This window comes from Sphaerisporangium sp. NPDC088356, from assembly GCF_040685555.1.
Classification (GTDB): domain Bacteria; phylum Actinomycetota; class Actinomycetes; order Streptosporangiales; family Streptosporangiaceae; genus Sphaerisporangium.
Genome location: NZ_JBFBIK010000046.1, coordinates 43,462 through 54,591, shown reverse-complemented (window position 1 = coordinate 54,591; position 11,130 = coordinate 43,462). Strand labels below are relative to the sequence as shown.

At 70.3% G+C, this 11,130-nt stretch carries 11 protein-coding genes; 5 read left to right on the top strand and 6 right to left on the bottom strand.

The features are described 5' to 3' along the window. Positions 1 to 54: 54 nt before the first annotated feature. Positions 55 to 942, bottom strand: coding sequence for a TIGR03854 family LLM class F420-dependent oxidoreductase (locus tag AB0O34_RS18975; protein WP_363916898.1), 888 nt, complete (start codon positions 940 to 942; stop codon positions 55 to 57). A 142-nt stretch (positions 943 to 1,084) separates the two neighbouring features. On the opposite strand from AB0O34_RS18975, the gene AB0O34_RS18970 reads away from it, so the two are divergent. Next, entirely contained in the window at positions 1,085 to 1,579 is a 495-nt protein-coding gene (locus AB0O34_RS18970; protein ID WP_363916896.1) for a carbonic anhydrase, read from the top strand. Positions 1,580 to 1,916: 337 nt separating this feature from the next. Here AB0O34_RS18970 and AB0O34_RS18965 read toward each other — a convergent pair whose 3' ends face one another. Next, positions 1,917 to 2,432: an ATP-binding protein gene (locus AB0O34_RS18965; protein WP_363916894.1), complete on the bottom strand. Its 516-nt coding sequence runs from the start codon at positions 2,430 to 2,432 to the stop codon at positions 1,917 to 1,919. Between the two features lie 171 nt (positions 2,433 to 2,603). Here AB0O34_RS18965 and AB0O34_RS18960 point away from each other — a divergent pair, with 171 nt between their 5' ends. Next, positions 2,604 to 2,996 carry a response regulator gene (locus tag AB0O34_RS18960; protein ID WP_363916891.1) on the top strand — a complete coding sequence of 131 codons (393 nt, stop codon included), beginning with the start codon at positions 2,604 to 2,606 and terminating at the stop codon, positions 2,994 to 2,996. Positions 2,997 to 3,003: 7 nt separating this feature from the next. Here AB0O34_RS18960 and AB0O34_RS18955 read toward each other — a convergent pair whose 3' ends face one another. Then, on the bottom strand, positions 3,004 to 3,648 hold the full coding sequence (locus AB0O34_RS18955) for a response regulator transcription factor (protein ID WP_363916889.1): 645 nt from the start codon (positions 3,646 to 3,648) through the stop codon (positions 3,004 to 3,006). 192 nt (positions 3,649 to 3,840) lie between these two features. Here AB0O34_RS18955 and AB0O34_RS18950 point away from each other — a divergent pair, with 192 nt between their 5' ends. After that, the gene (locus AB0O34_RS18950) at positions 3,841 to 5,730 is read left to right on the top strand and encodes a DUF4118 domain-containing protein (protein ID WP_363916887.1); all 1,890 of its coding nucleotides are present in this window, start codon (positions 3,841 to 3,843) and stop codon (positions 5,728 to 5,730) included. Here the strand turns inward: AB0O34_RS18950 and AB0O34_RS18945 are convergent, their stop codons facing one another. The 3 genes from AB0O34_RS18945 to AB0O34_RS18935 all read right to left on the bottom strand — a co-directional run bounded on the left by AB0O34_RS18945 (position 5,731) and on the right by AB0O34_RS18935 (position 8,470). Further along, complete coding sequence (locus AB0O34_RS18945; RefSeq protein WP_363916885.1) at positions 5,731 to 6,642, bottom strand: EamA family transporter; 912 nt, start codon at positions 6,640 to 6,642, stop codon at positions 5,731 to 5,733. Between the two features lie 75 nt (positions 6,643 to 6,717). After that, positions 6,718 to 7,485, bottom strand: a complete 768-nt coding sequence (locus AB0O34_RS18940) for an ABC transporter permease (RefSeq protein WP_363916883.1) — start codon at positions 7,483 to 7,485, stop codon at positions 6,718 to 6,720. A 70-nt stretch (positions 7,486 to 7,555) separates the two neighbouring features. Then, a complete protein-coding gene (locus AB0O34_RS18935) occupies positions 7,556 to 8,470 on the bottom strand; it encodes an ABC transporter ATP-binding protein (protein WP_363916881.1) in 915 nt (304 codons plus the stop codon). A 264-nt stretch (positions 8,471 to 8,734) separates the two neighbouring features. On the opposite strand from AB0O34_RS18935, the gene AB0O34_RS18930 reads away from it, so the two are divergent. Both AB0O34_RS18930 and AB0O34_RS18925 read left to right on the top strand, forming a co-directional pair. Beyond that, positions 8,735 to 9,514, top strand: a complete 780-nt coding sequence (locus tag AB0O34_RS18930; RefSeq protein ID WP_363916879.1) for a VOC family protein — start codon at positions 8,735 to 8,737, stop codon at positions 9,512 to 9,514. A 181-nt stretch (positions 9,515 to 9,695) separates the two neighbouring features. Beyond that, complete coding sequence (locus AB0O34_RS18925) at positions 9,696 to 11,057, top strand: multidrug effflux MFS transporter (RefSeq protein ID WP_363916877.1); 1,362 nt, start codon at positions 9,696 to 9,698, stop codon at positions 11,055 to 11,057. The last annotated feature ends 73 nt before the right edge of the window (positions 11,058 to 11,130 follow it).

The following is an 11,130-nucleotide window of genomic DNA, read 5'->3' as shown; positions in this document are numbered from 1 at the left end:
CTCACCCCCACGTGGGGGTGAGCCGAAGCGAGCGGTCCGCCGGCACGGTCGCGATCAGTTCTGCAGGGGGAGCAGTTCGCGGGTGAAGTCGTCGAGCCATGGGCCGATGTCCACTGGGCCCTCGGCGGGGCGTACGACGAACTTGGTGATGCCGGCGGCGACGTACCGCTGGATGAGGTCGCGGGCGGCGTCCCAGCCCACGGGGACGATCGTGGCGGGGTCGGTGCCGGGGCGGCGGCGCAGCAGGGCGGCGGCCATGTCGTCCGGGATGGCGGTGGCGGCCACGGGCACGCTGATCCCGAAGTGGTCGGGCTCGATCTCGCGTCCGGCCTCGGCGGCGTGGGCCTCGATCGTCTCCCGGCCCGCCCCGGCCTCCTCAGGAGTGAGGAAGCTGGCCAGCCAGCCGTCCGCGAGCCGCCCGACGCGCCGCAGGGCCACCGGGCCGCTGCCGCCGAGCCAGATGTCCAGCGGCTTGGCCGGGCGCGGGCCGATCTCGGCGTCCTCGACGCTGTGGAAGCGGCCCTTGAAGGTGACCGGGCCCTCCTGGCGCAGCAGGAGCCTGAGCAGCTCCATCGACTCGTCGAACACCGCGCCGCGGGAGCCGCCGGGTACGGGGAAGAGAGCCTTCTCCTCCGGCCGGGCGGGCTGGAGACCGAAGGCGGGCAGGACCCGCTTGGGCGCCAGCGCGGCCAGCGACGCGAGCTGCTTGGCGACGAGCACGGGATTGCGTCCCGGCAGGATGGCGACGCCGGTGCCGACCTTCAGCCGCCGCGTGCGCGCCAGCGCGTAGCCCATCCCGACGAAGGGCTCGACCGACGAGCCGAAGACGATCTCGGACAGCCACAGCGAGTCCACGCCCGCGGCTTCAGCGCGGTCGACCGTCTCGGCGAACCGGCCGGCGCCGCCGCCGGGTGAGGGAGCGATCCCGATACGTACCTTCATGCGCCCATTCGACCACAGTCCATTCAGCGAACTCAGGCCGCCCACCGGTTTACTTCTCTAATCCTATTGACTCGGTAGGTAGTGAGGGGAAATCTGGTCGAGTACGTCACAGGTGAACCGTCCAACGACTCCGGAGGCTCGCATGAGCGTCACCGATGAACTTCTCGCCAACGCCGAGCGCTACGCGGCCACCTTCGACAAGGGACACCTCCCGCTGCCTCCGGCCAAGGGAGTCGCCGTCCTGGCCTGCATGGACGCCCGCCTCAACGTATACGGGGTCCTCGGCCTGTCGGAGGGCGACGCGCACGTGATCCGCAACGCCGGAGGCGTGGTCACCGCCGACGAGCGCCGCAGCCTCGCCATCAGCCAGCGGCTGCTCGGCACCCGGGAGATCATCCTCATCCACCACACCGACTGCGGCATGGTCACCTTCACCGACGACGGCTTCAAGGGCGCGATCGAGGCGGAGACGGGGATCAAGCCCGACTGGTCGGCCGAGGCGTTCACCGACCCCGAGGAGGACGTCATCCAGTCGATCAGCCGCATCAAGGCCGATCCCTCCATCCCGCACAAGGAGTCCGTGCGGGGCTTCGTCTACGAGGTGGAGACCGGCCGCCTGCGCGAGGTCAAGGCCTGACACCCCGGCTGTCGACGGGCGCCGGGACGTCAAGACGTACGGAATCGACGCCGCCAGAACCATCATGGACCACCACATCCAACACATTCGCCGCAGCTGGGCCGACCGCCCCGAATGCAGCCGATCACGATGGTGAGGTGGATCGCCCACTCCGATCAGTAGGGCAGCCGCCGGCCCGCAGGGGTTCGCAGGTCCAGGGGGACCGCCGTGGCGCGTCTTGCCGGATTTCGGACGCGAATCCGTCGCATTGTGTCGGCTCCTGTCCTCGGCTGACCGGTGTTCATGGGCTGCTGTCCATTTCGGATCCGGTGGTCGTCCACGTACGGTCGTCCACGGGTCAGTTCTGGTGCACGGGCACCTCGAACCAGACGACTTTGCCCGTGCGCCGGGGGTCGAAGCCCCATCGGCAGGAGAGCATGCCGACCAGGTACAGTCCGCGGCCTGTCTCGTCGTACTCGTCAGGCTGGATGATGCGGGGGAGGTCGGGGTTGTCGTCCTCCACCTCGCAACGGAGCGTGCCGTCCTCGGCCAAGAGGGTGAGGACCGGCTCGCCCCAGGCGTGGCGCAGCGCGTTGGTGACCAGTTCGGTGGCGAGCAGTTCGGTGGTGTCGCTCTGCTCGCGGAATCCCCATTCGGCCAGCTGGGCGCGGACCAGATGCCGTGCCCTGGGCACTGAGGAATCGTCGTTCGGGAGAACCCACGATGCCCGCCAAGTCTGGACCGGCCGGGCGGTGCGGGCGATGAGTTCGTCGACGTCGTCCATGCTCCCTTCGAGCCGGCGCCGCAGGAGATCGGCTGCCTCGTGATCGGGAGCGTCCGCGGCCGTTGGCGAGGTCTTGGTGATGGTCAACATGACTTCATCTCAAACTGCTCAATTGGAACGTGCTGTTACCTTGTCCACGATCTCGCACCGGACGCTCGGCGTCTTCGATGGCAGCACCCATCCTGGACCCATGCCAGCGGAACCACGGGTATTCCCGTTAGCTGCAATGCGCGCCCGGACCCCGCCTGCGATCCTGGAGGGGTGAATCTGCGTTGCCTCATCGTCGATGACAACGATCACTTTCTCCGGGTCGCCGGCCGGCTGCTCGAACGAGAGGGGATCGTCGTCGTCGGCATGTCATCGACAAGTGCCGACGCCGTCCGGCGCTTCGATGAGCTCCGGCCGGACGTCGCGCTGGTCGACATCGACCTCGGCGAGGAGAGCGGATTCGATCTGGCGTCGCGGCTGGCTCAGATCGGAGGCGGCGAGCCGTCGAGGGTCATCCTGATCTCGACATACGCCGAGAGGGACTTCGCGGACATGATCACCGACAGCCCCGCCCTCGCGTTCATATCGAAGTCGGAGCTTTCAGGAAGAGCGATCCGGGAGGTTCTCCAGGAGGCCGGGCATGGTGATCGCCTCGGCTCGGGCTAGTGGTGGGCTAGTGGGCTTGGAGGAAGGTGAGGACCGCCAGGACCCGCCGGTGGTCGTCTTCCGCCTCCGGCAGCTGCATCCGCAACATGATGCTGCGCACATGTTTCTCCACGGTGCCTTCGGTGATCCAGAGCTGGTGGGCGATGCCGGCGTTGGAGCGTCCTTCCGCCATCAGGGAGAGAACCTCCCGTTCCCGCTGCGTGAGGAGCGCCAGCGGTTCGCCCTTGTGGCGGGCCGTGACGAGTTCCTGAACGAGGCTGGGATCGATGACCGAACCGCCTTGCGAGATCCGCCGGACCGTCTCGATGAAGTCGGTGACAGCGAGCACCCGGCTCTTGAGCAGGTAACCCACCCGGTGCCCGGCGGCGAGCAACTCCATCGCCTGATCGACCTCGACGTGCGCCGACAGCAGGAGGATCCCCGTCTCGGGCAACTCCCGGCGGATCACCTGGGCCGCGTCGAGCCCCTCGGTCGCGTGGGCCGGCGGCATGCGGATGTCGACGATGACGAGATCGGGCCCGTGCTCGCGGACGAGGGCCAGGAGTTGCTGCGCATCCCCGGCCTGGCCGACGATCTCGAACCCGGATCGCTCGAGCAGGCTCGCCAGCCCTTCGCGCAGCAGGACGTCGTCGTCGGCCAGCGCTATTCGCAACCGGGTTGCGCTCGCATCTCCGCCGTCGTGCGATGATCTTGTCGACATCCTTGGAGCTACCGATCAGGCGTATGCCGGAGAACATCGCGCTTCACGACCATCGCCCTCCACACGCCGGCGACGCGACGCGGGCCGGGGCTCGGCGATCCCGGACGGCCTCCGGCATCGTCCCAGCTACGCGAGCGTATATTGATGGGTGTGTACGCGCGGTTACTACCGTTGCTTTCTCGCCCGAGGCGCCCGCCCCTCACGCTGGGAATCGTCGTCGCCGTCTCGTTCGTCGTAGTCGAGACCTTTTTGGCCTTTCTGCTGGAGAGGATCACTCCCCCTAATTCCCTCGGCTTAGTCTACCTTCTCGGCGTTCCGGTGGTCTCGACCGTGTGGGGACTGGGACTGGGGGTGGCGACCGCGCTGGCCAGCGGTTTCGCCTTCGAGTACTTCACCCTCCTGCCCCAGTTCTCCTTCAACTTCGGCGACATCCAAGAGTGGGTGGCGTTTCCCGTCTTCCTCGCCGTCGCCCTGGGGGCCGGCGCGGTCTCCGCGCTGGCGCGGTTGCTGGCCGTCCAGGCCGAGGAACGCCGGCGAGAGGCCGACCTCGCCGCTCAGCTGGCCCGCCTCCTGCTCGGTGCGGAGGATCTGCGCGCGGCGCTACGGACGGCTTCATACCGTCTGGCGGAGGAACTGGAGATGCCGTACCTGGCGATCGAGCTTGGGGCGGTGGCCACCGATGAGCACCACACAGCGTTGCCGCTGCAAGAGGGGGCCGAGTCCCTCGGCACGCTGGTCGTCCCCGCCGACCTGCCCGAGGCGATGCGGAGACGCCTGCACAGCAGAGTGATGCCCTCGCTGGCGGCCCTGTTGCGCGCGGCACGCGATCGTGCGGAAATCGGCAGCTCCTTGGAAGCGAGCCGGGACGAGCTCCACCGGATCGGGGATGAACAGGCCTCGCTGCGGCGTGTCGCGACGCTGGTCGCGCGCGGAGTCTCGCCGCAGGTGTTGTTCAGCGCGGTCGCGAGCGAGATGGGCCGCCTCCTGGGGGTGGAGACCACGGCGATAACACGCTACGACCCCGGCCACGGGGTGGTGGTGGTGGGCTCGTGGAGCCTCAGCGGTCCGGAGTCGATGCTGCCCCTCGGATCGCGCTGGCCGGTCGAGGAGCCGAGCGTCGCCGCGCTGGTGCGGCAGACCGGGCGCTCCGCGCGGAGGGACGACTTCTTGGCTTCCGGCGAGCTCTCCGCATGGGCCCGGACACGAGGGGTCACCTCTTCGATCGGCAGCCCCGTGGTCGTCGAGGGCCGGATGTGGGGCGTGGTGATCGCTTTCTCGTCCGGCCAGAATCGGCCGCCCGAAAACGCGGAGAGCCGCATGGCGGACTTCACGGAGCTCGTCGCGACCGCGCTCGCGAACGCACAGGCCCGTGCGCAGCTCGCGGCCTCCCGCGCTCGCGTCGTGGCGGCGGCCGACGACACCCGGCGCCGCATCGAGCGCGATCTGCACGATGGAACCCAACAGCGCCTCGTCTCGCTCGGACTCGAGTTGCGTGCGGCGGAGGCCACCGCGCCGCCGGAGTTGAAGGAGCTCAGAGGGCAGCTGTCCAGAACGGTCGAGTCTCTGGGAGGTGTACTGGAGGATCTGCGGGAGCTCTCGCGTGGCCTTCACCCGGCGATCTTGTCGAAGGGGGGCCTCGGACCCGCGCTGAAGATGCTCGCGCGCCGTTCCGCCATCCCGGTCGAGCTGAACGTACACGCCGTCCGGCCCCTGACCGAGCGTGTCGAGGTGGCCATCTACTACATCGTGTCCGAGGCGCTGACGAACATCGCCAAGCACGCGCACGCAACGGCGGCGTACGCCGAAGTCACGGTGGAGGAGACGACCATCCGGCTCTCCATCCGCGATGACGGAATCGGAGGGGCCGATCCTGCCCGCGGGTCGGGGCTCATCGGTCTCAGCGACCGCGTCGAGGCGCTCGGTGGCAGCATGGAGATCGTGAGCCCGGTGGGACGTGGCACGTCGTTGCTGGTAGAGATTCCGGTCGACGCCGTACGACCGCCGTCGTCCAGTGGTGTCGCCGGAGGGCCGTAGTCAGGATGTCCGGGTGGCGCCCACAGAAGCGATGATCACGCAGCCGATGGCCGCCCACTCGCGCACCTCCAGGAACTCCCCGAGGACGACCAGGCCGACCAGGGCCGCCGCCGCCGGTTCCAGGCTCATCAGGATGCCGAAGACGCGCTTGGGCATCCGGCGCAGCGCCTCCAGCTCCAGGCTGTAGGGGATCACCGAGGAGAGCAGGCCGACCCCCGCGCCCAGCAGGATCAGCTCCGGGCTGAGCAGCCCGGTGCCGCCGGTCGCCACCCCGACCGGCGCGATGACCACGACCGCGACGATCATGGCGAAGGACAGCCCGGTCGTTCCGGGGAACCGTCCTCCGGCGGCGGCCGACAGCAGGATGTAACCGGCCCAGCAGGCGCCCGCCAGCGCGGCGAAGCCGATGCCGACCCAGCTGAGGCCGCCGCTGTCGCCCCAGGGCGCCAGCAGGAGGATGCCGGCGGCGGCCAGCACCACCCACAGCAGGTCCAGCCGGCGGCGCGAGGCCGCGACCGCCACCCCGAGCGGGCCGAGGAACTCGATGGTCACGCAGATGGCCATCGGCAGCCGGGCGAGCCCCTCGTAGAACGAGAGGTTCATCAGGCCCAGCGTCACGCCGAACGCCACGCCGACGGCGAGGTCACGCCGGGTCAGGCCGCGCAGCCGGGGCTTGGCCACGACCCCGAGGATCACCGCTCCCGCCGCGATCCGCAGGAACACCACGGCGCTGGGCGGCAGCGCCGTGAACAGGTTCTTGGCCAGGCCCGCGCCGATCTGAACCGACAGGATCCCCAGCATCACCAGCCCGGACGGGGGCACCGCGCCCGCGGCCGTCCGCACGAAGGCTCCTGGCCGGACGCGGTCCGGGCGGTACGGCCCGGCGGACGCGGAGATCGACGGCAGCGTCATCGGTTCTTCTCGCGTTCCTCGCACGCGCCGGTGCGGTCGGGGGGATGCCGGGGCTCTACGTCACATCCGGCCGGGTCATTCCCAGCGGAAGGTGCGAGAGGCGAGTCCGAGGGTAACGGCCGCCCAGACCAGCAGCACGAGCAGGTCCCTGATGGGGAGCCCGCCGCCGTGGGCGAGCACCGATCGCAGCCCGCCGGTCAGCGCGGTGATCGGCAGCAGTTCCACGACGGCACGTACGGCGTGCGGAAACGCGGTGACCGGGACGACCACGCCGCCGAGCCCGAGCAGCACCAGGTAGACGAGGTTCGCGGCGGCGAGCGTGGCCTCCGCGCGCAGCGTTCCCGCCATGAGCAGCGCCAGCCCGCTGAAGGCCGCGGTGCCGGCGAGGATCAGCAGAAGCGCCCACAGCGGGTCGCCCTGGGGGTGCCAGCCCATCGCCAGCGCCACGGCGGCGATGACGACGATCTGGAGCACCTCCACGGTGATCACCGCGAGCGTCTTGGCCAGCATCAGGCCCGGCCGCGACAGGGGAGTGGCCCCGAGGCGCTTCAGCACCCCGTACCGCCGCTCGAACCCCGTGCCGATCGCCTGGCCCGTGAAGGCCGTGGACATGATCGCGAGCGCGAGCACGCCGGGGGCCACGAAGTCGATGCGCCTGCCCGGCACCTCCAGCAGCGGCGCGGCCGAGAACCCGACCAGCACCAGGATCGGGATGATCAGCGTGAGCAGGAGCTGCTCTCCGTTGCGCAGCACCGCCCGAACCTCGGCGCCGGCCTGGGCGAGCACCATACGGGGCAGGGGGGCGGCCCCGGGTGAGGGCGTGAAATCGAGGGCGGCGGTCATCGCGGTTCTCCGTTCCCCGTCCCCGTACGGCAGGGGACGGCGGTCTTCCATGAAGCACTGGGGGCGGCGGTCACCGCAGTTCCCTTCCGGTGAGCTCAAGGAAGACGTCCTCCAGGGTGCGGCGCTCCACGCTGAGGTCGTCGGCGGTGACGCCCTCGGCGGCGCACCAGGCGGTGACGGTGCCGAGCAGCTCGGGGCCCAGGTGACCCTCGATGACGTAGTGGCCGCTCGGCGACTCCTTGGCCGTGCTGCCGGCGGGCAGCGCGGTGAGCAGCTCGTCGAGATCAAGGCCGGGCCGCGCGCGGAAGCGCAGTTGCCGTTCGGCGCCCGTGAGCGTCTGCGGGCTCCCCTCGGACACCACCGTGCCCCGGTCGATGATGACGACCTTGTCGGCGAGCTTCTCGGCCTCGTCCATGTGGTGGGTGGTCAGCACCGTCGACACGCCCCGGGCGCGCAGCTCGCCGACCACGTCCCAGCAGGCGTGCCTGGCCTGCGGGTCTAGCCCGGCGGTCGGCTCGTCGAGGAAGACCAGCTCCGGGCGGCCGATGACGGCGGCGGCGAGCGACAGCCGCTGCTGCTGCCCCCCGGACAGGCGGCGGTACGGCGTGCGGGCGTGCTCGGTCAGGCCGAGCCGTTCGAGGAGGGCGCCGGGGTCGAGGGGATGGGCGTGGAACCGGGACACCAGCCGCAGCCACTCGCCGGCCCGTACGGCCGGGGGCACGCCGCCGGACTGGAGCATCACGCCGATGCGCGGTTTCAGCTCGGCGGCCTGGCGTATCGGGTCGAGGCCGAGGACGCGGACCGTGCCGCCGTCGGCCTTCCTGAACCCCTCGCAGATCTCGACCGTGGAGGTCTTCCCGGCGCCGTTGGGGCCGAGGATCGCGGTGACCGCGCCTCGCTCGGCGTTGAGGGTCAGACCGTCGATCGCGACAGTGCGGCCGTATCGCTTGACCAGATCGGTGAGCGCGACGGCTGGGGAGTCCATGGTGACGAGTTTAGGGACCGCGTCGTGTGGTTCCTTCGGCGGACCACGGCCTCCGTGCCGCGTCGCGGTAAAGGTTGTGGGCTCCTCCCGCCAAGGCGTGTCGTCGGCCCCTTCCGGGCGTGTCGTCCCATGTGACGCTGGCCGTGTCCCGTGCCGCGACCGCGAGGCGGCGTTCGCGAGTACCGGAAGCACCCGTGAGCCACGTGAGCGGATGCGGTCGGGGAGGGGCGAGCGACGTGAGATCGGTCGGCAAGGAGGCCAGGCATGCCCACGCGTACCGGTTACAAGCCCGGCGTGCCCTGCTGGGTGGACCTTTCGAGCACCGACCTCAGTGCCTCTGTGGCCTTCTACGAGGGGCTGTTCGGATGGCGGGCCGAGTTCGATCCCCACCCTGACGCGGGGGGATACGGCAGGTTCACGCAGGCAGGGAAGCTCGTGGCGGGCATCGGGCCGACGTTCCGCGAGGGCGTTCCGCCGGTGTGGAACACCTACATAGCCACCGACGACGCCGAGTCCGTCGCGGAGAGGGTCAAGGAGGCGGGAGGGCGCGTCAGGATAGGTCCCGTCCAGGTCTTCGACGAGGGCTGGACGGCGGTTTTCCAGGATCCGGCCGGGGCCTCGTTCATGATCTGGCAGCCGGGCAGGCACTACGGCGCCCAGTTGGTCAACGAGCCGGTCGCGCACTGCTGGAACGAGCTCGACTGCCGTGACGTCGTGGGGGCCAAGGCGTTCTACCCGGCCGTCTTCGGCTGGGGCTCGCGCAGCGCCACCGACGCGGCGGGCCTGGAGTACACCGAGTGGCTGGCGGACGGAAGACCGGTCGCCGGCATGATGCCGATCGGCGACAGGTTCCCTCCCGAGGTCCAGGCGCAGTGGCTGGTCTTCTTCGCCGTCGCCGACTGCGACGTCATCGCCGCCCTCGCCGAGGATCACGGCGGCAGGATCCTCCAGCGCCCTCAGGACCTTCCGGCGGGACGCTATGCCATCCTCGCCGACCCCCAGGGCGCCGTCTTCGCCGCCATAACCCTCAAACCCGCCCACTAGCCCGTACATCGGGGCAGGTCACGGCCAAACCCTCTTCCGTGCTGCCCTCCGTACGCCGCGTGGCGTCGTCTGCACTAATGCCCAAAAATATTTTCGTGGGGAATTAAGTCGCCTTTAATCTGGTTCATGTCCCCTTGGCCCCCATGGGCTGTTCGAGGATCAGACGCCTGAAGGGGACCGCATGACCGTGACCATCCAGCAGGACGAGGCCGTCGCGGCCTCCGGTGACGGGAAGGCGGGTAAGGGGCGGCGACGGGGTCTGCTCCTGCTGATCCTCGGCGCGCTGTCGGCGATCGGTCCCCTGTCCATCGACATGTACCTGCCCGCGCTGCCCGCCATCCGGGGGGAGATGCTCACCGGGGCCGCCCAGGTCCAGCTCACGCTGACCGCGTGCCTGATCGGCGTCTCGGTGGGCCAGGTCATCGCCGGGCCGCTGAGCGACGTGCGCGGGCGGCGCGTGCCGCTGCTCGTGGGCGTCGCCGCCTACGCGCTGACCTCGCTGCTGTGCGCCTTCGCCCCCTCGGTGAACGCGCTGATCGCGCTGCGCCTGCTCCAGGGCATCGCGGGCGGCGCGGCGCTGGTGATCGTGCGTGCAGTCGTCCGCGACCTGTACGACGGTCCCGCCATCACCCGGATCTTCGCCACGCTGATGCTGGTCAGCGGCCTGGCCCCCATCGTGGCACCGGTCGCGGGCGCGCAGCTGCTGGTGGTGACCTCCTGGCGGGGCGTGTTCGTCTCCCTCAGCGTGGCCGGGCTGCTCCTCCTGCTCGCCGTGCTGCTGGGCGTACGGGAGACCCTCCCCGCCGAGCGCCGGGACGGCGGCGGCCTGCGGCACACCGTCTCGACCTTCGGCCACCTGATCCGCGACCGGTCGTTCATGGCCGGCGCCCTGGCCGCGGGGCTCGGCTTCGCCGGCATGTTCGCTTATGTCTCCGGCTCGCCGTTCGTGCTCCAGGAGATCTACGGGGTGACGCCCACCGGCTTCTCCCTGATCTTCGGCCTCAACGCGCTGGGCCTCACTTTGATGGCCCAGGTGGGCGGGCGGCTCGCCGGGCGGGTGCCCCCGGCGCGCCTGGTGGTCATCGGCCTGCTGGTGAGCCTCGCGGGCGCCGCCGGTCTGGTGGCGGGTGTGGCCACCGGCCTCGGGCTGGTCGCGGTGATCGTGTCGCTGTTCGTCCTGATGTGCGGCGTGGGCCTGTCGCTGCCGGGGTCGGGCGCGCTGGCGCTGGCCGGCCAGCCTCCGCAGGTCGCGGGCAGCGCCTCGGCGCTGCTCGGAGTGCTGCAGTTCTCGCTCGGGGCCGTCGCCGCTCCGCTGGTGGGTCTCGGCGGATCAGGTTCGGCGCTCCCCATGGCCCTGGTCATGGCCGGGCTGACCGGGGCGGCCCTGGTGGCCTTCCTGGTGCTCAGCCGCGGCAGGACCGTCCCCGCCGTCCGGAATATCCAGACCGCCCCGGTCGTCCCCGCGGTGGTGGGGGACGGGCTCCCCTCGGAGCTCCCCGGAGACTTGCAGGGCAAGCGGCCGGTGGACGTTTCCGCAGGTTAGGTAAGCCTTACCTGCGTGACATAGTCCATCCGGGCAACCTGGACATCAGGTTGTGTGTCGGGAAGGAATTACG

What these genes read in the sequence shown, in the direction of transcription:
- AB0O34_RS18975 (WP_363916898.1), bottom strand. Translation starts at nt 942, where the DNA reads ATGAAGGTACGTATCGGGATCGCTCCCTCACCCGGCGGCGGCGCCGGC.
- AB0O34_RS18970 (WP_363916896.1), top strand. Translation starts at nt 1,085, where the DNA reads ATGAGCGTCACCGATGAACTTCTCGCCAACGCCGAGCGCTACGCGGCC.
- AB0O34_RS18965 (WP_363916894.1), bottom strand. Translation starts at nt 2,432, where the DNA reads ATGTTGACCATCACCAAGACCTCGCCAACGGCCGCGGACGCTCCCGAT.
- AB0O34_RS18950 (WP_363916887.1), top strand. Translation starts at nt 3,841, where the DNA reads ATGGGTGTGTACGCGCGGTTACTACCGTTGCTTTCTCGCCCGAGGCGC.
- AB0O34_RS18945 (WP_363916885.1), bottom strand. Translation starts at nt 6,642, where the DNA reads ATGACGCTGCCGTCGATCTCCGCGTCCGCCGGGCCGTACCGCCCGGAC.
- AB0O34_RS18940 (WP_363916883.1), bottom strand. Translation starts at nt 7,485, where the DNA reads ATGACCGCCGCCCTCGATTTCACGCCCTCACCCGGGGCCGCCCCCCTG.
- AB0O34_RS18935 (WP_363916881.1), bottom strand. Translation starts at nt 8,470, where the DNA reads ATGGACTCCCCAGCCGTCGCGCTCACCGATCTGGTCAAGCGATACGGC.
- AB0O34_RS18930 (WP_363916879.1), top strand. Translation starts at nt 8,735, where the DNA reads ATGCCCACGCGTACCGGTTACAAGCCCGGCGTGCCCTGCTGGGTGGAC.
- AB0O34_RS18925 (WP_363916877.1), top strand. Translation starts at nt 9,696, where the DNA reads ATGACCGTGACCATCCAGCAGGACGAGGCCGTCGCGGCCTCCGGTGAC.